19 protein-coding genes and 1 riboswitch are annotated in these 23,463 nt (G+C 73.1%); of the genes, 16 read left to right on the forward strand and 3 right to left on the reverse strand.

Going from position 1 to position 23,463, the window contains the following annotated elements:
* Positions 1-32 precede the first annotated feature (32 nt).
* The 9 genes from ABZ098_RS00350 to cobI all read left to right on the forward strand — a co-directional run bounded on the left by ABZ098_RS00350 (position 33) and on the right by cobI (position 12,900).
* A complete protein-coding gene (locus ABZ098_RS00350) occupies positions 33-1,280 on the forward strand; it encodes an inorganic phosphate transporter (protein ID WP_356585684.1) in 1,248 nt (415 codons plus the stop codon).
* Positions 1,281-1,306: 26 nt separating this feature from the next.
* Positions 1,307-1,528 carry a hypothetical protein gene (locus ABZ098_RS00355; RefSeq protein ID WP_356585686.1) on the forward strand — a complete coding sequence of 74 codons (222 nt, stop codon included), beginning with the start codon at positions 1,307-1,309 and terminating at the stop codon, positions 1,526-1,528.
* Positions 1,529-1,658: 130 nt separating this feature from the next.
* Positions 1,659-1,802, forward strand: a riboswitch (cobalamin riboswitch).
* A 97-nt stretch (positions 1,803-1,899) separates the two neighbouring features.
* Positions 1,900-2,841, forward strand: coding sequence for a cobalamin biosynthesis protein (locus tag ABZ098_RS00360; protein WP_356585688.1), 942 nt, complete (start codon positions 1,900-1,902; stop codon positions 2,839-2,841).
* Positions 2,838-4,349 (forward strand): cobyric acid synthase, encoded by a 1,512-nt coding sequence (locus ABZ098_RS00365; protein ID WP_356585690.1) that lies wholly within the window; start codon positions 2,838-2,840, stop codon positions 4,347-4,349. Before ABZ098_RS00360 ends, ABZ098_RS00365 begins: the two co-directional genes overlap by 4 nt.
* A complete protein-coding gene (gene cobN / locus ABZ098_RS00370; protein WP_356585692.1) occupies positions 4,346-8,002 on the forward strand; it encodes a cobaltochelatase subunit CobN in 3,657 nt (1,218 codons plus the stop codon). The genes ABZ098_RS00365 and cobN overlap by 4 nt, the downstream gene beginning before the upstream one ends.
* On the forward strand, positions 7,999-10,017 hold the full coding sequence (locus ABZ098_RS00375) for a putative cobaltochelatase (RefSeq protein ID WP_356585694.1): 2,019 nt from the start codon (positions 7,999-8,001) through the stop codon (positions 10,015-10,017). The genes cobN and ABZ098_RS00375 overlap by 4 nt, the downstream gene beginning before the upstream one ends.
* The gene (gene cobO / locus ABZ098_RS00380) at positions 10,017-10,616 is read left to right on the forward strand and encodes a cob(I)yrinic acid a,c-diamide adenosyltransferase (RefSeq protein ID WP_356585696.1); all 600 of its coding nucleotides are present in this window, start codon (positions 10,017-10,019) and stop codon (positions 10,614-10,616) included. The genes ABZ098_RS00375 and cobO overlap by 1 nt, the downstream gene beginning before the upstream one ends.
* Positions 10,616-12,169 (forward strand): cobyrinate a,c-diamide synthase, encoded by a 1,554-nt coding sequence (locus tag ABZ098_RS00385; RefSeq protein WP_356585698.1) that lies wholly within the window; start codon positions 10,616-10,618, stop codon positions 12,167-12,169. Before cobO ends, ABZ098_RS00385 begins: the two co-directional genes overlap by 1 nt.
* Positions 12,154-12,900: a precorrin-2 C(20)-methyltransferase gene (gene cobI / locus ABZ098_RS00390; protein ID WP_356585700.1), complete on the forward strand. Its 747-nt coding sequence runs from the start codon at positions 12,154-12,156 to the stop codon at positions 12,898-12,900. Before ABZ098_RS00385 ends, cobI begins: the two co-directional genes overlap by 16 nt.
* Positions 12,901-12,929: 29 nt before the next feature.
* Here cobI and ABZ098_RS00395 read toward each other — a convergent pair whose 3' ends face one another.
* Positions 12,930-13,658 carry a ZIP family metal transporter gene (locus ABZ098_RS00395; RefSeq protein WP_356585702.1) on the reverse strand — a complete coding sequence of 243 codons (729 nt, stop codon included), beginning with the start codon at positions 13,656-13,658 and terminating at the stop codon, positions 12,930-12,932.
* A 117-nt stretch (positions 13,659-13,775) separates the two neighbouring features.
* Here ABZ098_RS00395 and cobM point away from each other — a divergent pair, with 117 nt between their 5' ends.
* Genes cobM through ABZ098_RS00430 form a run of 7 tightly spaced genes read left to right on the forward strand, consistent with a single transcriptional unit; the run spans position 13,776 to position 20,507 of the window.
* On the forward strand, positions 13,776-14,597 hold the full coding sequence (cobM, locus tag ABZ098_RS00400; RefSeq protein WP_356585704.1) for a precorrin-4 C(11)-methyltransferase: 822 nt from the start codon (positions 13,776-13,778) through the stop codon (positions 14,595-14,597).
* Positions 14,594-15,892: a precorrin-6y C5,15-methyltransferase (decarboxylating) subunit CbiE gene (cbiE, locus tag ABZ098_RS00405; protein ID WP_356585706.1), complete on the forward strand. Its 1,299-nt coding sequence runs from the start codon at positions 14,594-14,596 to the stop codon at positions 15,890-15,892. Before cobM ends, cbiE begins: the two co-directional genes overlap by 4 nt.
* Positions 15,889-17,580 carry a precorrin-3B C(17)-methyltransferase gene (cobJ, locus tag ABZ098_RS00410; RefSeq protein ID WP_356585708.1) on the forward strand — a complete coding sequence of 564 codons (1,692 nt, stop codon included), beginning with the start codon at positions 15,889-15,891 and terminating at the stop codon, positions 17,578-17,580. The genes cbiE and cobJ overlap by 4 nt, the downstream gene beginning before the upstream one ends.
* Positions 17,577-18,170 carry a precorrin-8X methylmutase gene (locus ABZ098_RS00415; RefSeq protein WP_356585710.1) on the forward strand — a complete coding sequence of 198 codons (594 nt, stop codon included), beginning with the start codon at positions 17,577-17,579 and terminating at the stop codon, positions 18,168-18,170. The genes cobJ and ABZ098_RS00415 overlap by 4 nt, the downstream gene beginning before the upstream one ends.
* The gene (locus ABZ098_RS00420; RefSeq protein ID WP_356585712.1) at positions 18,167-19,096 is read left to right on the forward strand and encodes a sirohydrochlorin chelatase; all 930 of its coding nucleotides are present in this window, start codon (positions 18,167-18,169) and stop codon (positions 19,094-19,096) included. Before ABZ098_RS00415 ends, ABZ098_RS00420 begins: the two co-directional genes overlap by 4 nt.
* On the forward strand, positions 19,086-20,156 hold the full coding sequence (gene cobC / locus ABZ098_RS00425; protein ID WP_356585714.1) for an Rv2231c family pyridoxal phosphate-dependent protein CobC: 1,071 nt from the start codon (positions 19,086-19,088) through the stop codon (positions 20,154-20,156). The genes ABZ098_RS00420 and cobC overlap by 11 nt, the downstream gene beginning before the upstream one ends.
* A 6-nt stretch (positions 20,157-20,162) precedes the next feature.
* Entirely contained in the window at positions 20,163-20,507 is a 345-nt protein-coding gene (locus tag ABZ098_RS00430) for a hypothetical protein (protein WP_356585716.1), read from the forward strand.
* A 3-nt stretch (positions 20,508-20,510) separates the two neighbouring features.
* On the opposite strand, the gene ABZ098_RS00435 is transcribed toward ABZ098_RS00430, so the two are convergent.
* Both ABZ098_RS00435 and ABZ098_RS00440 read right to left on the reverse strand, forming a co-directional pair.
* Positions 20,511-22,391 carry a DUF2264 domain-containing protein gene (locus ABZ098_RS00435; RefSeq protein ID WP_356585717.1) on the reverse strand — a complete coding sequence of 627 codons (1,881 nt, stop codon included), beginning with the start codon at positions 22,389-22,391 and terminating at the stop codon, positions 20,511-20,513.
* Positions 22,388-23,461 carry a LacI family DNA-binding transcriptional regulator gene (locus tag ABZ098_RS00440; RefSeq protein ID WP_356585719.1) on the reverse strand — a complete coding sequence of 358 codons (1,074 nt, stop codon included), beginning with the start codon at positions 23,459-23,461 and terminating at the stop codon, positions 22,388-22,390. The genes ABZ098_RS00435 and ABZ098_RS00440 overlap by 4 nt, the downstream gene beginning before the upstream one ends.
* Between the last annotated feature and the right edge of the window lie 2 nt (positions 23,462-23,463).

Consider the following 23,463-nt stretch of genomic DNA (forward strand, 5'->3'; position numbering starts at 1 on the left):
ATGCCAATGACCTCGAACGATTGCCTGGGTAAATGGAAAACTTCTCGCTGATCCTCGCGATTGTGGTCGTAACCGCACTCGCGTTCGATTTCACGAACGGTTTTCACGACACCGCCAACGCGATGGCCACCACCATCTCGACCGGTGCACTCAAGCCCAAGGTCGCGGTGGCCATGTCCGCCGTGCTGAACCTTGTGGGCGCCTTCCTCTCGGTGGAGGTCGCCAACACGATCTCCAAGGGTCTCGTCGACGAGACCGGCATCCGTCCCGAGGTCATCTTCGCCGCCCTGGTCGGCGCGATCCTCTGGAACCTGCTGACCTGGCTGGTGGGTCTGCCCTCCAGCTCCTCGCACGCCCTCATGGGCGGTCTGATCGGCGCCACCATCGCCTCGGCGGGCGTCGGCGCGGTCCACGGCGACGCGCTCGTCACCAAGGTCCTGATCCCGGCGATCGCCGCGCCGATCGTCGCGGGCGTCGCCGCCATGCTGGCCACCCGGCTCTCCTACTCGCTGGGCAAGAAGGCCGACGGCAAGGCCGCCGCGAAGGGCTACCGCACCGGCCAGATCGCCTCGGCCGGCCTGGTCTCGCTGGCCCATGGCACCAACGACGCGCAGAAGACGATGGGCATCATCACCCTCGCCCTGGTCGCCGGCGGCGCCGTCGCCCCCGACTCCGACCCGCCCACCTGGGTCATCCTCTCCGCGGGTCTCGCCATCGCGCTCGGCACCTACCTCGGCGGCTGGCGCATCATCCGCACCATGGGCAAGGGCCTGACCGACCTCCAGCCGCAGCAGGGCTTCGCCGCCCAGACCAGCGCGGCCACGGTCATCCTGGCCTCCTCCCACCTCGGCTTCTCCCTCTCCACCACGCACTCCGTCTCCGGTTCGGTGATGGGCGCGGGCCTCGGCCGCAAGGGCGGAGTCGTCCGCTGGTCGACGGCGACGCGGATGTTCGTCGCGTGGGGCCTGACGTTGCCTGCGGCGGCCCTGGTGGGTGCCCTGGCCGAGTCCGTCACCGACCTCGGCGACTGGGGTACGGCGGTCGTGGCGGTCTTCCTCGTCGCCTCCAGCGCGGCGATCTGGAAGATCTCGCGGCGCGAGGTCGTCGACGCCTCGAACGTCAACGAGACCGACGAGCCGGCCGGCGTGGTGACCACGGCCATCGCCGCCGTGATCCCGCCGCCCGCGGGCCCCGTGGCCGAGGAACTCACCGCCACGATCCCGGCCCCGCCCGGCCCGCCCGCCACGCCGGAACCGGCCTCCCCGCCGGCCGCCGTCTGAGCCCGCAGTCCTAAGGAAGCCTCACCATGCAGATCGACTGGGAAGCACTCGGCTCCGTCTTCGGCGTCAGCCTCGTCGTCACCGTGGGCCTCGTGGCCCTGTTCACCCTCGGCATCATGGGCCTGTCCCGCCAGGAGCGGGCCTCGGCCCAGGGCGGCTCGGCCGGCCTCGCGGTCACCGGCGCCTACGCCTGCTTCGCCGCGTGCGCGGCGGCGGTGGCGTACGGGATCTATCTGATCGTGGCCTGACGGCACTCCCGTCACTCGACGGCCGGGCGGGCACGGAACTTCGGGTTCCGTGCCCGCCCGGCCGTCTTCCATGACCGGCGATGTGGGGTTCTGCACACTCCCCCGCCGCAGGTCAACAGCAAGTTGACGGGTCTCGAAGGCCCGTGGTGGACTGCCGGAGCCATATACGGCGGCAGGAGAGGAAGCCGGTGCGAATCCGGCGCGGTCCCGCCACTGTCACCGGGGTAGGTAGCCCCGGGAGCCAGGAACTCTCGCCGCCGGACTCGTCGAACCAGGGCGTGGACACCCTGAGTGAGGACATGACGCGATGCTCGCCTGCCGATCCACCAGCAGTACCAGGCACTTGAACGACCCCGCGATCGGCTGACCCGATGCGAGCCGATCGCGTTTTCGCGTACGGCGCCGCCGCCGGTCTGATCGGTGACCTCCTGTTCGGCGACCCCCGTCGCGGGCATCCGGTCGCCGCGTTCGGGCGGGCCGCCGGAGCCGTGGAGCGGGTGCTGTGGCGGGACCACCGGGGGTGGGGCGCGCTGCACACCGCCGTGTGCGTGGGGGGCGCGGTGGCGCTCGGCGCCGCCGCGGAGCATGTCGTACGTCCCTCCCGTGCCGCCTCCGTCGCGCTCACCGGGGCCGCCACCTGGGCCGTCGTGGGCGGGACTTCGCTCGTGCGGGAGGCCCGGGTCATCGGACGGGCGCTGGAGACCGGGGACGTCGAGGCGGCCCGGGCCCGGCTGCCCCATCTGTGCGGGCGCGACCCGCAGGCCCTGGACGCCGACGGGATCGCCCGTGCGGTCGTGGAGTCGGTCGCCGAGAACACCTCCGACGCCGTCGTGGGGGCCCTGGTGTGGGGTGCCGTCGGCGGGGTGCCGGGGCTGCTCGGGTTCCGGGCCGTGAACACGCTGGACGCGATGGTGGGTCACAAGTCGCCCCGGTACCGGCGTTTCGGGTGGGCCTCGGCCCGGCTCGACGACCTCGCCGGGTGGCCGGGGGCGCGGCTGACCGCCGTGCTCGCCACGCTCGCCGGAGACGATCCCCGGGGTGCCGTGCGGGCCTGGCGCCAGGACGCGCACCGGCATCCGAGCCCCAATGCCGGGCCTGTCGAGGCCTCGTTCGCCGGGGCACTCGGGGTCAGGCTCGGGGGGACCCTCTCGTACGCGGGACGGGTCGAACACCGGCCCGTGCTGCATCAGGAGGGGCGCGCCGTCGCCCCGTACGACATCGAGCGCGCGGCACGGCTGTCGCGGCGCGTGGGGCTGCTCGCGCTCGGCGTCGGTGTCGCCGCGCGAGCCTTCGTGAAGGGGCGTACGGCATGAGTGGCGGGGGTCTTCTCGTCGCCGGTACCACCTCGGACGCCGGCAAGAGCGTCGTCACGGCCGGGATCTGCCGGTGGCTGGTGCGGCAGGGGGTGAAGGTCGCGCCGTTCAAGGCGCAGAACATGTCCCTCAACTCGTTCGTCACGCGCGAGGGCGCCGAGATCGGGCGGGCCCAGGCCATGCAGGCACAGGCCTGCCGGGTCGAACCGACCGCGCTGATGAACCCCGTGCTGCTCAAGCCCGGTGGCGAACAGAGCAGTCAGGTCGTGCTGCTGGGGAAGCCGGTCGGCGAGTTGAGCGCCCGCGGGTATCACGGGGGGCGGCAGCAGAAACTCCTCGGGACCGTGCTCGACTGTCTCGCCGAGTTGCGGGGCACGTATGACGCGGTGATCTGTGAGGGGGCCGGGAGCCCGGCCGAGATCAACCTCCGGCGGACCGACATCGTCAACATGGGGATCGCCCGCAACGCCGGGCTGCCCGTGCTGGTCGTGGGCGACATCGACCGCGGGGGCGTCTTCGCCTCCTTCTTCGGGACCGTCGCGCTGCTGTCGGAGGAGGACCAGAAGCTCGTCGCCGGATTCCTCGTGAACAAGTTCCGAGGGGACGTCAGCCTCCTGGAGCCCGGCCTCGACATGCTCCACGGGCTCACCGGGCGCCACACCTACGGCGTGCTGCCCTTCCGGCACGGACTCGGGATCGACGAGGAGGACGGGCTGCGGGTCTCCCTGCGCGGGACGGTCCGCGAGTCCACGGTGACCCCTCCCGTGGGCGAGGACGTCATGCGGGTGGCCGTCTGCGCGATCCCGCTGATGTCCAACTTCACGGACGTCGACGCCCTGGCCGCCGAGCCGGGTGTCGTGGTCCGGTTCGTCGACCGGCCCGAGGAACTGGCCGACGCCGACCTCGTGGTGATCCCGGGGACCCGGGGGACCGTCCGCGCGCTGGAGTGGCTGCGAGAGCGGGGGCTGGCCGACGCCCTTGTCAGAAGGGCCGCCGAAGGCCGACCCGTCCTCGGCGTCTGCGGCGGGTTCCAGATCCTCGGCGAACACATCGAGGACGAGGTCGAGTCGCGCGTCGGCGCGGTCGACGGCCTCGGAGTCCTGCCCGTGCGGGTGCGGTTCGCCCGCGAGAAGACCCTCACCCGGCCGGTCGGGGAAGCCCTCGGCGAGCAGGTCGAGGGGTACGAGATCCATCACGGGGTCGCCTCCCTGAGTGGGGGGGAACCCTTCCTCGACGGCTGCCGCGTGGGCCAGACCTGGGGCACGCACTGGCACGGCTCGCTGGAGTCGGACGGCTTCCGGCGGGCGTTCCTGCGGGAGGTGGCGGCCGCCGCGGGCCGCCGCTTCGTCCCGGCCCCCGACACCTCGTTCGCCGGGCTGCGCGAGGAGCAGCTCGACCGGCTCGGCGACCTGATCGAACAGCACGCGGACACGGACGCGCTGTGGCGGCTCATCGAGTCCGGCGCGCCGCAAGGACTGCCTTTCATTCCACCGGGAGCGCCCGCATGAGCACAGTGTTGTTGTTGTCGACCGCCGACACGGACCTGTTGGCGGCCCGGGCCGCTTCCGGTGCCTCGTACCGGATCGGGAACCCGACCCGCGTCGACGTCGTACAGGAGCTGCCGGCGCTGATCGAGGGCGCGGACATCGCCGTCGTACGGCTGCTCGGCGGCAAGCGGGCCTGGGAGGACGGGCTGGCCGCGCTGAAGGCCTCCGGCATCCCGACCGTGCTGCTGGGCGGAGAGGCGGTTCCGGACGCGGAGTTGATGGCCGAGTCGTCCGTGCCCGCGGGTGTGGTCGCGGAGGCGCTGAAGTACCTCGTCGAGGGCGGGCCCGCGAACCTGGAGGAACTCGCCCGGTTCCTGTCCGACACCGTGCTGCTGACCGGTGAGGGGTTCGTCGAGCCGCGGAAGATGCCGGAGTACGGCGTCCACGGCTCGTACGCGCGGGAGAGCGGCCGCCCCACCGTCGGCGTGCTGTTCTACCGGGCCCATGAACTGAGCGGCAACACCGCCTTCGTGGACACCCTGTGCGAGGCGATCGAGGCGAAGGGCGCCAACGCCCTTCCCGTGTACTGCGGTTCACTGCGCGGGGCGGACCCCGGGCTCTACGAGATCCTCGCCGGGGCCGACTCCCTCGTCGCCACCGTCCTCGCCGCCGGCGGCACCCACGCCTCGCAGGCCTCGGCCGGCGGTGACGAGGAGGCCTGGGACATCGGGGCGCTGGCCGACCTCGACGTGCCCGTCCTGCAAGGGCTCTGCCTGACGACGTCCAGGGCGGCCTGGGACGAGTCCGACGCGGCCCTCTCCCCCATGGACGCGGCCATGCAGGTCGCGATCCCGGAGTTCGACGGGCGGCTGATCACCGTGCCGTTCTCCTTCAAGGAGCAGGGCCCAGACGACGTCCCGGTGTACGTGGCCGACCCCGAGCGGGCCACGCGGGTCGCCGGGATCGCCGTACGGCACGCGAAGTTGCGGCACAAGCCGAACGCCGAGAAGAAGCTCGCGCTGGTCTTCACCGCGTATCCGACCAAGCACTCGCGGGTCGGCAACGCGGTCGGCCTGGACACCCCCGCCTCGGCGATCCAGGTCCTGGACGCGCTCAGGGACGCCGGGTACTCGCTCACCGAATACCCTTCCGGCGGCGACGAGTTGATCCACCGGCTCATCGAGGCGGGCGGTCACGACGTCGAGTGGCTGACGGAGGACCAGTTGGCCTCCGCGCCCGCGCGGGTGCCGCTCGCCGACTATCAGGCGTGGTTCGACCGGCTGGACCCGGAGCTGCGTCGGGCCATGGTGGAGGCGTGGGGCGAACCGCCCGGCTCGCTGTACGTCGACGGGGACGACATCGTGCTGGCCTCCCTCCAGTTCGGGAACGTCGTCGTGATGATCCAGCCGCCGCGCGGCTTCGGGGAGAACCCGATCGCGATCTACCACGACCCGGACATGCCGCCGTCGCACCACTACATGGCCGCCTACCGGTGGCTGGACCACTCCTTCGGCGCCGACGCGATCGTCCACATGGGCAAGCACGGCACGATGGAGTGGCTGCCGGGCAAGGGTCTTGGGCTCAGTGGTGGGTGCGCGCCGGACGCCGTCCTGGGTGAACTGCCCCTGATCTACCCGTTCATCGTCAACGACCCGGGCGAGGGCACCCAGGCCAAGCGGCGCGGACACGCCACCGTCGTCGACCACCTGGTGCCGCCGATGGCACGGGCCGACACCTACGGCGACCTCGCCAAGCTGGAGCAACTGCTCGACGAGTACGCGCTCGTCTCCGACCTCGACCCGACCAAGGCCCCGGCCGTCCGCGCGCAGATCTGGACGCTGGTCAAGGCGGCCGAGCTCCACCACGACCTTCATGTCGACGAGCAGCCGGACGACGAGGCGTTCGACGAGTTCGTCATGCACATCGACGGCTATCTGTGCGAGATCAAGGACGTGCAGATCCGGGACGGCCTGCACATCCTGGGCGGCGGTCCGGTCGACGAGGCCCGGGTCAACCTGGTGCTGGCCGTGCTGCGCGCCTCGCAGGTGTGGGGCGGCCAGGCGAACGCCCTGCCGGGGCTGCGGGCCTCCTTCGCCGCTCATTTCGGGCTGGTGGAGAAGGAGTTGCTGGCGGAGCCGGGCGCTCCGGTGAAGGTGCCGGTGGAGCTGTCGGACCTGGTCGAGGGGCCGTCCCGTACGGCGGCCGACGCGATCGACCTGCTGGAGCAGCTGTGCCGACGGGTCGCGGAGGGCATGGAGGCCTTGTCCTGGGACGCGGCGGCCGTCCCGGGCCTGGTCCGTGACGTCCTCGGCACCGAACTCCCTGAAGCCGTGGCCGTGTTGGAGTTCGCCTGCACCGAGGTCGTGCCGCGTCTCGCCCGCACGACCGACGAGATCGGGCACATCCTCAAGGCCCTGGACGGCGGGTACGTCCCGGCCGGGCCCTCCGGCTCCCCGACCCGCGGTCTCGTCAACGTCCTGCCGACCGGCCGGAACTTCTACTCCGTCGACCCCAAGGCCATCCCCTCCAGGCTGAGTTGGGAGGTCGGCCAGTCGCTCGCCGACTCGCTCGTGCAGAGGTACCTGGCCGACACGGGTGAGTACCCGAAGTCGGTGGGCCTCACGGTCTGGGGCACGTCCGCGATGCGCACCCAGGGCGACGACATCGCCGAGATCCTGGCGCTCCTCGGCTGCCGTCCGGTGTGGGACGAGGCCTCGCGGCGGGTCACCGGCTTCGAGGTGATCGGCCTTGAGGAGCTCGGGCGGCCCCGCATCGACGTGACCGTCCGCATCTCCGGGTTCTTCCGGGACGCGTTCCCGCACGTGGTCGGGCTGATCGACGACGCCGTGCGCAAGGTGGCGGAGCTGGACGAGCCGGCCGACCGCAACTTCGTGAAGGCGCACGCCGACGAGGACACCGTCGAGCACGGTGACCGGCGGCGCGCGACGGCCCGGATCTTCGGGTCCAAGCCGGGGGCCTACGGCGCCGGGCTGCTGCCCCTGATCGACGCCCGCAACTGGCGCTCGGACGCCGACCTCGCCGAGGTGTACGCGGTGTGGGGCGGCTACGCCTACGGACGCGGGCTCGACGGGCGGGCCGCGCGCGGGGACATGGAGACCGCGTTCAAGCGGATCAACGTCGCCGCGAAGAACGTCGACACCCGTGAGCACGACCTGGTCGACGCCGACGACTACTTCCAGTACCACGGCGGCATGGTCGCCATGGTGCGCCACCTCACGGGCGCCAACCCCGAGGCGTACGTGGGTGATTCGGCCACCCCGGACCAGGTGAAGACGCGCACGCTGGGCGAGGAGACCCACCGGGTCTTCCGGGCCCGGGTGGTCAACCCGCGCTGGATGGCGGCCATGCGCCGGCACGGCTACAAGGGCGCCTTCGAGATGGCGGCGACCGTCGACTACCTCTTCGGCTACGACGCCACGGCGGGCGTGGTCGACGACTGGATGTACGAGAAGCTCAGCGCCGAGTACGTCTTCGACGCGGAGAACCGGGACTTCATGAAGAAGTCCAACCCCTGGGCGCTGCGGGGCATCACGGAACGGCTCCTGGAGGCCGCCGACCGTGGGCTGTGGGCCGAGCCGGACGCGGAGACGCTGGAGCGGCTGCGCGCCACCTACCTGGAGCTCGAAGGCGATCTGGAGGGTGACGACAAGTGAGTACCCCGTTCCCGTTCACGGCCGTCGTCGGCCAGGAGGACCTGCGGCTCGCGCTGCTGCTGAACGCCGTCTCACCGGCGGTCGGCGGTGTGCTGGTGCGCGGCGAGAAGGGCACCGCCAAGTCGACGGCGGTACGCGCACTTTCGGCGCTGCTGCCCGAGGTCGCGGTGGTCCCCGGCTGCCGTTTCTCCTGCGACCCGGCCGCTCCCGACCCGTCCTGCCCGGATGGACCGCACGAGCCGGGCCCGGGCACTTCGCGGGCGTCCCGCATGGTCGAACTCCCCGTCGGCGCCTCCGAGGACCGACTCGTCGGAGCCCTCGACATCGAGCGGGCGCTCGCCGAGGGCGTGAAGGCCTTCGAGCCGGGACTCCTCGCCGACGCCCACCGCGGGATCCTCTACGTCGACGAGGTCAACCTCCTCCACGACCACTTGGTCGACCTGCTCCTGGACGCGGCCGCGATGGGGGCGTCGTACGTCGAGCGCGAGGGCGTCTCCGTGCGGCACGCCTCGAAGTTCCTGCTGGTCGGCACCATGAACCCCGAAGAGGGCGAGCTGCGGCCGCAGTTGCTCGACCGGTTCGGCCTCACCGTCGAGGTCGCGGCCTCGCGGGAGCCGGACCAGCGGGTCGAGGTCGTCCGGCGCAGGCTCGCGTACGACGACGATCCGGCGGGTTTCGCGGCACGTTGGGCGGACGAGGAGTCGACCGTACGGCAACGGATCGTCGCCGCACGCGAGTTGCTGCCGTCGGTGCGGCTGGGTGACGGGGCGCTGCGGCAGATCGCGGCGACCTGTGCCGCGTTCGAGGTGGACGGCATGCGGGCCGACATCGTGATGGCGCGTACGGCGACCGCGCTGGCCGCGTGGGCCGGGCGGACCGATGTGCTCGCGGAGGATGTGCGGCAGGCCGCGCTGCTCGCGCTGCCGCACCGCCGTCGGCGGAATCCCTTTGACGCTCCGGGACTTGACGAGGACAAGCTCGACGAGACGCTGGAGGAGTTCAGCGGGTCCGGGGACTCCGGTGACGCGGGTGACTCCGGTGATGATGACGAGCCGGATCCGGACGGACCCGGTGGGGGTGGCGGGCAGCCGTCGCCGGACTCCGGTCCGCAGGGCGGCGACGAGGGCGCGCGCCCCGAGGAGGGCGAGGGCGGTGAGCCGCAGCCGGCCGGTGCCGGTGCGGGTGAGCAGTCCGCCGTCCGGGCCGCCGAGCCGTTCCGTGCCAAGGTGCTCAGCGTGCCCGGGCTCGGGGACGGGGTCGCCGGGCGGCGGTCGCGGGCGCGGACCGAGCACGGGCGGACGACGGGCGCCCGGCGGCCCCAAGGGGCCCTGACCAAGCTGCACTTGGCGGCCACCGTGCAGGCGGCCGCCCCGCATCAGCGGGCGCGCGGGCGGTCGGGGCGGGGGCTCGTGGTCCGGCGGGACGATCTCCGGCAGGCCACGCGTGAGGGACGCGAGGGCAACCTCGTGCTGTTCGTCGTAGACGCCTCGGGGTCGATGGCGGCGCGGCAGCGGATGAGCGCGGTGAAGGGAGCCGTGCTGTCGCTGCTCCTCGACGCGTACCAGAGGCGGGACAAGGTGGGGCTGGTGACGTTCCGGGGGTCGGCGGCGGAGGTCGCGTTGCCGCCGACGTCGTCCGTGGACGCCGCTGCGGCCCGGCTGGAGACGCTGCCGACGGGTGGCCGTACCCCGCTCGCGGCCGGACTGCTGCGGGCGCACGAGGTGCTGCGGGTGGAGCGGCTGCGGGATCCCGCGCGGCGGGCGCTGGTCGTCGTGGTGACCGACGGGCGGGCCACCGGTGGACCCGAGCCGGTCGCGCTCGCGGGGCGGGCGGCCCGGCTGTTCGCCGCGGAGGGCGTCGCCTCGGTCGTCGTGGACTGCGAGTCCGGGCCCGTGCGGCTGGGGCTCGCCGGGCAGCTCGCCGGTGAACTGGGCGGTACCGCGGTGACGTTGGACGAGTTGCGGGCCGACTCGATCGCCGGACTGGTGAAGGACGTACAGAGGAGGGCCGCGTAATGCCTCAGGGACAGCCGAGTGTGGTGCCGGACGACGGGCTGACGACGCGTCAGCGGCGGAATCGGCCGCTGGTGGTCGTGCACACCGGGATCGGGAAGGGCAAGTCGACCGCCGCTTTCGGGCTGGCCCTGCGGGCCTGGAACCAGGGGTGGCCCATCGGGGTGTTCCAGTTCGTCAAGTCGGCGAAGTGGAAGGTCGGCGAGGAGAACGCGCTGCGGGTGCTGGGGGCGTCCGGCGAGGGCGGCTCCGTCGACTGGCACAAGATGGGTGAGGGCTGGTCCTGGGTGCAGCGGGACGCCCAGATGGACAACGAGGAGAAGGCCCGGGAGGGCTGGGAGCAGGTCAAGCGGGATCTGGCCGCGGAGACGTACAAGCTGTACGTGCTCGACGAGTTCGCCTATCCGATGCACTGGGGGTGGGTGGACACGGATGAGGTCGTGGAGGTGCTCCGGAACCGGCCGGGTACACAACATGTCGTGATCACCGGGCGGAACGCGCCCGAGAAACTCGTCGACTTCGCCGATCTCGTGACCGACATGTCCAAGGTGAAGCACCCGATGGACGCCGGGCAGAAGGGGCAGCGGGGTATCGAGTGGTGATGTCCTCGTCCGTCTCCGTCCCCCGGCTGGTCGTCGCCGCGCCGTCCTCCGGCAGCGGCAAGACCACCGTCGCCACGGGGTTGATGGCCGCGTTCGCCGCGCGGGGGCTCGCCGTGTCCCCGCACAAGGTGGGCCCCGACTACATCGACCCCGGGTACCACGCGCTCGCGAGTGGGCGGGTGGGGCGGAATCTCGACGCGTACCTGTGCGGGCCGGAGCTGGTGGCTCCGCTGTTCCTGCACGGGGCGCGCGGGTGTGACATCGCCGTCGTCGAGGGGGTGATGGGGATGTTCGACGGGGCCGCGGGGGAAGGGGAGCTGGCGTCCACGGCGCATGTCGCGAAGTTGCTGCGGGCGCCGGTGGTGCTGGTCGTCGACGCCTCGTCACAGTCCCGGTCCGTGGCCGCGCTGGTGCATGGGTTCGCGTCCTGGGATCCCGAGGTGCGGGTGGGGGGCGTGATCCTCAACAAGGTCGCCTCCGATCGGCACGAGGAGCTTCTGCGGGAGGCGCTGGAGTCGGCCGGGGTGCCGGTGTTCGGGGTGCTGCGGCGGGTGGCTCAGGTGGACACGCCGTCCCGGCACCTGGGGTTGGTGCCGGTCGCCGAGCGGCGGGCGGCTGCGGTGTCTTCTGTCGCCGCGATGGCCGCGCAGGTGGAACGGGGGTGTGATCTGGAGGGGTTGATGGGACTCGCTCGGGGTGCCGGTGCGTTGTCCAGTTCGGCCTGGGACGCGGCTGAGGTCCTGGCTTCCTCGCCCCCGCCGCCCCTACCCGCCCCGCCCCCAGGGACTGCCGCCCCTTCGACCCCGCTCCCGGGGGCGCTGCCCCCGGACCCCCGCTCCTCAAACGCCGGAGGGGCTGAATTGGCGCGAACGCCGGAGCGGATGGATTCGGGGCAGGTCACCCACCTAGGGGCGCGGGGAACTGCGCGACCAGCCCCCACTCAGCCGCACCCACCCGTCATCGCGGTCGCCGGCGGTCCCGCCTTCACCTTCTCCTACGCCGAGCACTCCGAGCTGCTCACCGCGGCCGGTGCCGAGGTCGTCGTCTTCGACCCCCTGCGCGACGAGCAACTGCCGGACGGGACGAGCGGGTTGGTCATCGGAGGCGGGTTCCCCGAGGTCTACGCCGCCGACCTGTCCGCCAACGAACCGTTGCGCAAGGCCGTCGCCGCCCTCGCGGAGACCGGCGCTCCCGTCGCCGCCGAGTGCGCCGGGCTGCTCTACCTGTGCCGGGAGCTCGACGGGCAGCCCATGTGCGGGGTGCTCGACGCCTCGGCGCGGATGGAGGAGAAGCTCACGCTCGGGTACCGGGACGCCGTCGCCGTCAGTGACAGTTCGCTCGCCGTCGCCGGTACGCGGATGCGCGGGCACGAGTTCCACCGGACCGTGGTGGAGCCGGGGGCGGGGGACGCCGCGGCCTGGGGCGTACGGGTGCCCCGGCGACGGCTCGAAGGTTTCGTACAGCGCGGTGTGCACGCGAGTTATCTGCACACGCACTGGGCCTCTCAGCCCGGTGTGGCCCGTCGGTTCGTGGAGAGGTGCCGGACGTCATGAGCAGCAGCAGGTTGGTCGGGGTCGGGGTCGGCCCCGGGGATCCGGAGCTGGTGACCGTCAAGGGCGTCAACGCCCTGCGCGCCGCCGATGTGGTCGTGGTGCCGGTGATGGACACCGGCGAGCGGGGGCGGGCCGAGGCGACCGTGCTGCACTACGTGCCGCAGGAGAAGGTGGTCCGGGTCGTCTTCGCCCTCAACGAGCGCAGTGACCACGCCCGGCGCGAGGCCGCGTGGGACGCGGCCGGGGAGCGGGTCGCCCAGCTGCTGCACACGCACGGCTCCGTCGCCTTCGCCACCATCGGCGACCCCAACGTCTACTCCACCTTCACCTATCTCGCCCACACCATCGGCGAGCTCGTGCCGGACGTCGTCGTCGAGACCGTGCCCGGCATCACCGCCATGCAGGACCTCGCGGCACGTTCCGGGGCCGTGCTGACCGAGGGCACCGAGCCGCTCACGCTCGTGCCCGTCACCGCCGGTTCCGCCGTGCTCAAGGACGCGCTCAACGGGCCCGGGACCGTCGTGGCCTACAAGTTCGGGCGGCAGGCCGGGGAGGTGGCCGAGGCGCTCAGGGAGACCGGGCGGCTCGAGGACGCCGTATGGGGATCGGCGCTGGGGCTGGACGGCGAGTCCATCCGGTCGGCCGCCGAGCTCGACGGGGCTCCCCTGCCGTATCTCTCCACTCTCATCGCGCCCGCGCGGCGGGACGGCACCCGGGGCGGCAAGTTGTGACCCCGCACAGAACCGCCCGTACCGCCGGATCAGCCGGCCAGGCCCACCACCAGCCAGATGAAGCCCACGCCCGCGACCGTGCACAGCAGGGTCGAGCGGGCGGGGTGTTCGTGGTGGGCCTCGGGGAGGATCTCGGCCGCCGCGAGATAGAGGAGCGCGCCGCCGAAGAGGCCGAGATAGCCGCCGAGCAGGCCCTCAGGGATGGTCACGAACGACGTCGAGGCGGCGCCCACCACCGGGGCCGCCGCGTCCGCGAAGAGCATGGTCAGCGCTCTGCGGCGGGCGTTGCCGTACAGGCTCGTGATCGTGTACGTGTTGAAGCCGTCCGCGAAGTCGTGGGCCACGACGGCGAGCGCCACGGCCGTGCCCATGCCGCCGCCCACCTGGAAGGCGGCGCCGATCGCCACGCCGTCCATGGCGCTGTGGCCGACCATCGCGGCCGCTGCCGTGAGGCCCACCTCGGGGACCCGGCCGTCGTGCTCCTCGCCGCCGTGCGCGGCCTGGCGGGCGGCCAGCAGGCGTTCCACCAGATGGGCCAGCAGGAAGCCGGCCACGAACAGGAGCAGGGCCGCGGGGACGCCGAAGACCTCGTCGCCGGCCGCGTGCAGCGCCTCGGGCAGCAGGTCCAGGCCGACCACGCCGAGCATCAGTCCGCCGGCCAGGCCGAGGACCAGATGGCGGCGGTCGGTCACCCGCTGTGCCGTCCAGCCGCCGGCCAGCGTCATCAGGAACGCGCCGAGCGCGACGAAGACCGCCATAGGGCCTTGGTATCCGATCAACCCCCGTTCGCGCACATCCGGCCACCGCGCCGACCGCAGCCGTAAGACCTGTTCGAGACCTTTTCAAGACCTTTTGTGATGAGAGGACCGATTTCCATGGCCGTTGCCCCCACCGGCAAGGTGACCTTCGTCGGTGCCGGCCCCGGCGCCGCCGATCTGCTGACGTTCCGGGCCGCGCGCGCCATCGCCGAGGCCGACGTCGTGATCTGGGCCGCGAGCCTGGTGCAGGCGGAGGTCCTCGAGCACGCCCGTGAGGACGCGGAGATCCTCGACTCGGCGACCATGTCCCTCGAAGACGTGGTCGCGGTGTACGAGCGGGCCCACGAGGAGGGTTTCCGGGTCGCCCGGATCCACTCCGGCGACCCCGCCCTGTGGGGTGGCACGCAGGAGCAGCTCGACCGGTGCGCGCGGATCGGCATCGCCACCGAGGTCGTGCCCGGGGTCTCCGCCTTCTCGGCGGTCGCCGCGCTCGCGCAGCGCGAACTGACGATCCCCGAGGTCGCGCAGTCCGTCGTGCTGACCCGGCTCGGCGGCGGCAAGACGCCGATGCCGCCCGGCGAGGAGGTGCGCGAGTTCGCCAAGCACGGCACCACCATGGCGATCTTCCTGTCGGCAGCCCGCAGCGGACAGTTGGTGCGGGAGCTGCTGGAGGGCGGTTATCCCACGTCCACCCCGGTCGTCGTCGCCTACCAGGCGACCTGGCCCGAGGAGCTGGTCGTGCGGTGCACGATCGAGACGCTGGAGGAGACCGTCAAGGAACACAAGCTGTGGAAGCACACGCTGTTCCTGGTCGGCCCGGCGCTGGACTCCGAGGGCACGCGCTCGCACCTCTACCACCCCGGCCACTTCCACGGGTACCGCAAGGCCGACCCGGAGGCCCGGCGGGCGCTGCGGGCGGCGAAGGGCGCGGGCACGTGATCACGGTGGTGGGTACGGGGACGGGGGCGGCACCGGCCGAGTTGCTGGCCGGGGCCGAGCTGGTCGTGGGCGGGCGGCGGCATCTGGATGCGGCGGCGGTCCCCGCGGACGCGGAAAGGGTCGTCCTCGGACCGCTGGCACCGGCGCTGGACATCATCGAACGGCATCGCGACAAGGGGAGCCGGGTGGTCGTGCTGGCGTCCGGCGACCCCGGGTTCTTCGGGATCGTGCGGGTGCTGGCGGAGCGGTTCGGTTCCGGTGCGCTGGATGTACGGCCCGGGGTCTCCTCCGTCGCGGCGGCGTTCGCGCGTGTGGGCGTGCCTTGGGACGACGCGGTGGTCGTCAGCGCGCATGGGCGGGATCTGCGTACGGCGGTGAATGCGTGCCGGGCTCGTCCGAAGGTGGCGGTGCTCACGGGGCCGGGGGCGGGGCCTGCGGAGTTGGGAGCTGCGCTCGCGGCAGGGGGTGGCAAGGAAGGTGGTCGGGCGACTGCGGGCGCGTCGGGGCCGGTCGCGCAGTTCCCCGCGCCCCTTAAACGCGTACTCCTCGTTGCCTCTGCCCTCGGCACCGAGGACGAGCGCGTCGAACGCGTCACCCCTGCCGAGGCCGCGGGCCGCGACTGGGGTACGGCCGTGAGCGTCGTTCTGTGTCTCGACGAGCGTCGGGCCATCGGTGCTGTGCGGACGGTCGCCGGGGCTGCGGTCGCACCCCCCGGTTGGGCCCTCGCCGAGGGCGAGTTCGCGCACCGCGACTCGATGATCACCAAGTTCGAGGTGCGGGCGCTGGCGCTGGCCCGGCTCGGACCCCGTCTCGGTGACCTCGTCTGGGACGTCGGCGCGGGTTCCGGGTCCGTGGCCGTCGAGTGCGCCCGGCTCGGTGCGGCCGTCGTCGCGGTCGAGAAGGCCCCCGACGGTGTCGAGCGGATCCGTGCCAACGCCGCCGCCCACGGGGTCGACGTACAGGTCGTGCACGGGTCCGCGCCGGACGCGCTCGCCGAACTGGACGATCCGGACGCCGTGTTCGTGGGCGGTGGCGGGCGTGAACTGCCCGAGATCGTCGCCGCATGTGCCCGCCGGGCCCGACGGAGTGTCGTCGTCGCCATGGCCGCGCTGGACCGGGTGCCGGCCGTACGCGCGGCACTCACCGGCGCCGGGCTGGACTGCGAGGGCGTACTGCTCCAGTCGTCCCGGCTGGCGCCGCTGCCCGGCGACGTGACCCGGCTCGCGGCGACCAACCCGGTTTTCCTGCTGTGGGGCGTCAGAAACCCCGTGTATCGAGAGGGAGTTGCTCAGTGATCGGCCTCATTTCCGCCACCGCGGCGGGGGCGGCGGCACGTGACCGGCTGGCCGCGGCCTGGCCGGACCGCACGCGCGTGTACGACGGACCCGTGGGGGACGCCGTGCGGCGGGCGTTCGCGGAGTGCGAGCAGCTCGTGTGCTTCCTGGCGACGGGGGCGGTGGTCCGCCTGATCGCGCCGCTGCTCGGCGACAAGGCGTCCGACCCGGGTGTGGTGTGTGTCGACGAGGGCGGCCGGTTCGCCGTGTCCCTGGTCGGCGGGCACGGCGGCGGTGCCAACGAACTCGCGCGGGAGGTCGGCGAGTTGCTCGGTGCCGAGCCCGTGGTGACGACGGCGACCGACGCGGTGGGGGTACCGGGGCTGGACACGCTCGGGCTGCCGGTGGAGGGCGCGGTGGCGGCCGTGTCGCGGGCGCTCCTGGACGGGGAGCCCGTCGCCCTGCACAACGAGTCGGGCTGGCCGCTGCCTCCGCTGCCGGTCGCCCCGCAGGGGACGTACGGCATCCGGGTCACGGACCGGCTCGTCGAGCTCTCGGACCAGGAGGTCGTGCTGCGTCCGCCCACGCTCGTGGTCGGGGTGGGTGCCTCCAAGGGCGCGCCCGCCGAAGAGGTGCTGGAGCTGATCGAGAGGTCGTTGCGGGAGGCCGGGCTGTCCCCTCGTAGCGTCGCCGCACTCGCCACCGTGGACGCCAAGGCCGAGGAGCCGGGGATCGTCGCGGCGGCCGAGCGGCTCGGCGTGCCCCTGGTCACCCACTTGGCCGAGGAGTTGGCCGCCGTCGAGGTGCCCAACCCGTCCGAGGCGCCCCTGGCCGCCGTGGGCACGCCCTCGGTCGCGGAAGCCGCGGCACTCGTACAAGGCGGTGAACTCCTCGTCCCCAAGCGGAAATCGGCGGCGACTCCCGCCATGGCGACCTGTGCCGTCGTACGGCGTCCCGCACGCGGCCGGCTCGCGGTCGTCGGGCTCGGACCGGGTGCCCGGGACCTGCTCACGCCCCGCGCGAAAGAGGAGTTGCAGCGGGCTTCGGTGCTGGTCGGGCTCGACCAGTACGTCGACCAGATCCGTGATCTGCTGCGGCCCGGGGCCCGGGTCCTGGAGTCGGGCCTGGGGGCCGAGGAGGAACGGGCGCGCACGGCCGTCGAGGAGGCCCGCGGGGGCCAGGCCGTCGCGCTCATCGGCAGCGGGGACGCCGGTGTGTACGCCATGGCCTCCCCCGCGCTCGCCGAGGCCTCCGACGACATCGACGTGATCGGCGTACCCGGGGTGACCGCGGCGCTCGCGGCGGCCGCGATCCTCGGCGCCCCGCTGGGCCACGACCACGTGTCGATCAGCCTGTCCGACCTGCACACCCCGTGGGAGGTCATCGAGCGGCGGGTGCGCGCGGCGGCCGAGGCGGACATCGTGGTCACCTTCTACAACCCCCGCTCCCGGGGCCGGGACTGGCAGTTGCCCAAGGCGCTGGCGATCCTCGCCGAGCACCGGGAGCCGGCCACACCGGTCGGGGTCGTACGCAACGCGTCGCGGCCGGACGAGTCCGCCCGGCTGACGACACTGGCCGCTCTCGACCCGGCGACGGTCGACATGATGACGGTCGTGACCGTGGGCAACACCGCGACCCGTGACATCGCGGGGCGCATGGTGACCCCGCGCGGCTACCGCTGGCAGACGTCGGAGGAGGACTCGAAGTGAACCGTGTCGTCCACCCGATCGAGGTGGAGTCCTATCGTCGGCTGCGCGCCCGTCTGGACACCTCGCACTTCCCGCCGCTGACCCGGGCGGTGGTGGAGCGGGTCATCCACTCCGCGGCCGACCTGGAGTACGCCACCGATCTCGTCATGGACGAGGGCGAGTTGGAGAAGGCGCACGCCGCGCTGCACTCCGGTGCGCCCGTCGTCACCGACGTGGAGATGGTCGCCGCGGGCATCACCCGGCGGGAGACCGTCTGCCGGCTGAAGGACGCCGAGTCGGGTCCCGGGCTGACCCGTTCGGCCCACGCGATCCGGCTCGCCCACGAGCAGGTCGGCCCGGGGGCGATCTGGGTCATCGGCAACGCCCCCACCGCGCTGGAGGAGTTGCTGACCCTGGACGCGGACCCGGCGCTCGTCATCGGCCTGCCCGTCGGTTTCGTCGGCGCGGTCGAGTCCAAGGCCGCGTTGCGCGCGAGCGGGCTGCCCGCCGTGAGCAACGTGTCCGAGAAGGGCGGTTCGGCGGTCGCTTCCGCCGCGCTGAACGCCCTGCTGTACCACCCCCTTGTCCAGAAGACCGAGGAGACATCGTGACCACCCCGCCGCCCGCCCTGCTCATCGCCGGTCATGGCACCCGGGACGATGCCGGAGCCGAGGCGTTCCGCGACTTCGTCCGGGAGCTGGGGGCCCGCCACCCCGAACTGCCCGTCGCGGGCGGCTTCATCGAGCTGTCCCCGCCGCCGCTGGGCGACGCGGTGACCGAGCTGGTGGAGCGCGGTGTCCGGCGGTTCGCCGCCGTGCCGCTGATGCTGGTGTCCGCCGGGCACGCCAAGGGCGACATCCCGGCCGCGCTGTCCCGCGAGAAGGAACGCCACCCCGGGATCTCGTACACCTACGGGCGCCCGCTGGGCCCGCACCCGGCACTGCTGAACGTGCTGGAGCGGCGTCTCGACGAGGCACTCGGCGCCACCGGGGGGCGTACCCCGCTGGACCGGGCGGACGTGACCGTGCTGCTCGTCGGCCGCGGCTCCACCGACCCGGACGCCAACGCCGAGGTGTACAAGGCGTCCCGGCTGCTGTGGGAGGGGCGCGGGTACGCGGGCGTGGAGACGGCGTTCGTGTCGCTGGCGGCGCCGGACGTGCCGAGCGGGCTCGACCGGTGCGTGGCGCTGGGGGCGCGCAGGATCGTCGTGCTGCCGTACTTCCTGTTCACCGGGATCCTGCCGGACCGGGTCAGGCAGCAGACCGAGGGCTGGGCGGCCGCGCACCCGGAGGTCGAGGTGCGTTCCGCGGACGTCATCGGTCCGGAGCCGGAGCTGCTGGACCTGGTGATGGAGCGGTACGAGGAGGCCGTCAAGGGCGACCTGCGGATGAACTGCGACTCGTGCGTGTACCGCATCGCGCTGCCCGGGTTCGAGGACAAGGTCGGTCTGCCGCAGCAGCCGCACTTCCACCCGGACGACGACGGCCACCATCACCACCACGGCCACCACCACGGCGCCCACACCCATGCGCACTGACCGGGCCGGGGGCCACGATCTGCGGCACCACGGCGACGCCGAGGTGCGTGACGACGGTGCGCGGCTCACGGATCTCGCCGTCAACGTCCGCGCGGACACTCCCCCGGCCTGGTTGCGGGAGCGGATCGCCGACTCGCTGACGGGGCTCGCGGCCTACCCCGACGGCCGTGCGGCGCGGGCTGCCGTGGCGGCCCGGCACGAGGTGTCCGTGGAGCGGGTGCTGCTGACGGCGGGGGCCGCCGAGGCGTTCGTGCTGCTCGCACGGGCTCTGACGGTTCGTCACGCGGTGGTGGTGCACCCGCAGTTCACCGAGCCGGAGGCCGCGCTGCGCGACGCCGGGCACGCGGTCGACCGGGTGCTGTTGCGGGAGGAGGACGGCTTCCGGCTCGATCCGGCGGCCGTCCCCGAGGACGCCGACCTGGTGGTCGTGGGCAACCCGACCAACCCCACGTCGGTGCTGCACCCGGCCGCCACGATCGCCGAACTGGCCCGTCCCGGGCGCACGTTGGTGGTGGACGAGGCGTTCCTGGACGCGGTGCCGGGCGAGCGCGAGGCCCTGGCCGGACGCACGGACGTGCCCGGACTCGTCGTGCTGCGCAGCCTGACCAAGACGTGGGGCCTGGCCGGGCTCCGGATCGGTTACGTCCTCGCCGCCCCGGAGACGATCGCCGCCCTGGAACGGGCCCAGCCCCTGTGGCCGGTCTCCACCCCGGCCCTCGCGGCGGCCCTGGCGTGCATGGAGCCGCGGGCGCTGGCGGAGGCCGCCCACGCGGCCCACCGCGCCGCCACCGACCGGGCCCATCTCATCGCGGGACTGCGCGAGTTCGCCCCGGACGGACTCCGGGTGGTCGAACCGGCCGCGGGCCCCTTCGTCCTCGTCCGCCTGCCGAAGGCCGCCGCGGTACGACGGCATCTGCGCGACCTGGGGTTCGCGGTGCGGCGCGGGGACACGTTCCCGGGCCTCGGCGAGGAATGGCTGCGACTCGCGGTGCGGGACCGGGTTACGGTGAACTCCTTTCTCCAGGCGCTGGACCAGGCGGTGACGTTGACGAAGGAGTGAGCTCGCGTGTGGGACGGTCCCTTCTACCGGGTCAGGCGTGACGGGTACGAGATCTGCTTCGTTCCCGGCGACGGAGAGGACCTGGACGAGGTCTGCAACGTGGACATGTGGGTCACCCGTGACGACGGCGATCGCTGGTGCGGCACCGTGTTCACCCTCGACGAGGTGCACCGGCTCATGGACCATCACCGGCGGTCGGGCGCTCTGGAGGGCGACTACTGGTGGTGCTGGGACGGTCTCATCGTGCGTGACGCGGGTCTGCCGTCCATGGTGAAGGTCATCGACGGGCTCGTCGCCTCGGGCGATCTCGAGTCGGTCCTCCGCCATATCGGCCCCGAGGAGGACGTTTGATCCTCACTCCTGTTCCCACGGGCCCACCCGTTCCCTGACACCGTCCGGAAACCGCACCTCCACGACCCCCTCGGCATCGACCAGCGCACGCGCCCCGGTGTGCGGGCCGGTGCCCAGCGTCACCAGGGTGACGAGGAGCGGCCCGGTGCCTTCGAGGACGGGGGTGGCCGAGTGGCGGCCGTACGCGTTGGTGTCCTCGGCGGCCACGACCGTCCCGGCGCCCTCGCCCCAGCCGTACAGGCCGGCGATCGTGCTCGTCAGTCCGTCCGTCGCCCGGCGGGCCCGCGCCCAGCCCGGCCCGGACTCGGCCACGGGTGGCTCGGTGTCGTCGGCGAGGGCCCAACCCCCTTCTCTCACCCGGCCGTCGTACGTCTCATCGATGCGGTGGACGCGTACCTCCCACGGCCCGTGGACCACGCTCACCGTCTCGACGCGGTGGCCGAGCGCGCGGTGCCAGGAGGCTGCCGTGCGGCCCTCGCAGTGCAGTGGGTGGATCCGGCCGCGCGGGGACGGGGTGCCGTCGGGGGCCAGCAGGGCGAGATGGTTGTCGGGGCCGAGGGGGGTCTCGGGGGCGGTGGCGGTGGAGTAGGCGTACTTGGCGTAGTGGGGACTGTCGTCGTCGGTCGCGGGTGGGGGCGGGAGGCGGTCGGTGCCGTGGTTGACGAGGCGGACGATGCCGTCGGAGGCGGTCGAGTGGAGCAGCCAGCCGGGGGCGGGGAGCGCGAGGACGGTGTCGGTGGTGTCGACGGGGCCGGGTTCCTCGGGGGCCGTCCACACCGGGTGGTCGGCCGGCAGCAGCAGGCCGAGGAACGCCTTGCTGGCCCAGTACGGGGAGGCAGGGCCCGAGTAGCGCTGGAGAACTCCCGGGAAGGGGCGGTACCAGCCGAGGGTGAGCAGGCCGTGCTCGTCGGGGACGCCCCGCTCGGTGAAGTGCTTCAGGGTGCCGGAGGCCAGGCGGCGGGTGCGACCGGGCGGCAGCGGGGTGGCGTCGGCGAGGACGCCGGCCCAGAGCGGGGCGGCGGCGGCGAACCGGTAGGTGAGGGAGCGGCCCTGGTGGACGGGGGCGCCGTCGGAGCCGAAGAAGAGCTGGTGGACGCCGAGGAACTCGCGCAGCCGGTCGCGGTGCCGGGCCACGGTCCCGGGGTCGGCGCGCGGTCCCGCGATCCGGGCCCACAGCACCGGGTACAGGTGCAGCGCCCAGCCGTTGTAGTAGTCGAACTTCTTCCCGTCGCCGTCGGTGTACCAGCCGCCGCCCCGGTACCAGTCCTCGAGCCGGGCGAGTCCCGCGTCGATCTCCGCCCGGCTGTGCGGGGCGCCGACGGAGGCCAGGAACTCCTCCGTGATCACCTGGAACAGCCGCCAGTTGGAGTCGTTGGCGGTGGCCCCGACGAACCCGCCGAGCCATTCGACCACCCGGCTCCGCACACCGTCGTCGAGCCGGTCCCACAGCCAGGGCCGGGACTCGTGCAGCGCGAGGGCGACGGAGGCCGCCTCCACCATCGGCTGGGCGCGGTCGGTGATCGGCGGCCAGTGCTCGGGGTGGTGCGGATCGGTGCCGGCGGCGAGCCCGGCGGCGTACCGCTCGACGAGCGCGGGGCCGACGCGCCCCTGCGACCCGGCGATCCGGAAGGCGGCGAGCAGGAAGGACCGCGCGAACCCCTCCAGGCCGTCGGACCAGGGGCCGGAGTGGCTGGACGGCCCGGGCAGCCGGTACTGGGCGAGGCCCGGGGTGGCGTAGGGCAGCAGCCCGTCGAGGAGCCGGTCGGCGACGGCTTCCCAGTGGGCGCGGGTCCAGCCGGTGACGGGAGAGCTCAGGGGGTCGGCGGGCGGCAGGTCGGGATGGTGCGTCGGGTCGTCGGGGAGGGACACGTGCGGCGCGGTCATACGGGGGTGAGTCCTCCGTCGGTCGGTGGTGGGGCGACGCTTCGGCGTACGACGATGTGCGTGCCCAGCAGGTGGTGGCTTCCGGCGGCGTGTTCGGGATCGCGCAGGGCGATGCGTACGGCGGCCCGGCCGAGCTCCTCGGCGGGCGTACGGACCGTCGTGAGCGGCGGGTTGAAGTCCTCGGCGAGCGGGATGTCGTTGTAGCCGACGACGGAGATGTCTCCCGGCACGGCGAGCCCGGCGTCGGCGATGGCGCGCAGCGCCCCCGCGGCGACCATGTCGTCCCCGGCGACCACCGCCGTGAACTCCCGGGCTTCCTTGAGCAGTTCGGCCATCGCCCGCAGCCCCGCCGCGCGTCCGAGACCGCAGTCGACGACCCGCGCGGCCGCCGGTGGCAGCCCGTGCTCGGCGAGCGCGGCCCGGTATCCCGCGACGCGCGCGTCCAGGGCCGTATTGCCCGGCAGTCCGCCGAGGAAGACGATCCGCCGGTGCCCCGCGGACAGCAGGTGCCCGGTGATCGCCCGGGCCCCCGCCTCGTTGTCGAACTCGACGACCAGCGCCGGGATGTCGGGGTCCGGGGCGGGACGGCCGCACAGCACCAGCCGCGCCCCGGAGGAGTCGAGGGCCTGCGCGTAGTGGGCCACCCGCTCGCGGTAGGCCTCGTCCTCGACGACCCCGCCGACGAGGATCACCAGCCGGGCCCCCTCCTCCCGCATGAGCTGCACGAACTCCATCTCGCGCTGCGGGTCCCCGCCGGTCGCCCCGACCACGCACAGCCACCCGCGGTCGCGGGCCTCGGCCTCCACTCCCTCGGCGACCTGGGCGTAGAAGGGGCTGGTGACCTGGCGGACGACGACGGCGGCCATCTTTCGGCCGCCGCCGACCAGCGCCCGGGCGTGCGCGTTGGCGACGTAGTCGAGGTCGCGGGCGGCACGCAGGACGCGGGCCCGGGTCGCGGCCGGAACCGGGTGGTTGCCGCTGAGCGCGCGCGAGGCGGTCGCCATCGACACCCCCGCGCGCTCGGCGACCTCACGGATCGTGACCCGCCGCCTGGACCCCGTGTCCGTCATGT

The sequence above is a fragment of the Streptomyces sp. NPDC006335 genome (genome assembly GCF_040612795.1).
Lineage (GTDB): Bacteria > Actinomycetota > Actinomycetes > Streptomycetales > Streptomycetaceae > Streptomyces.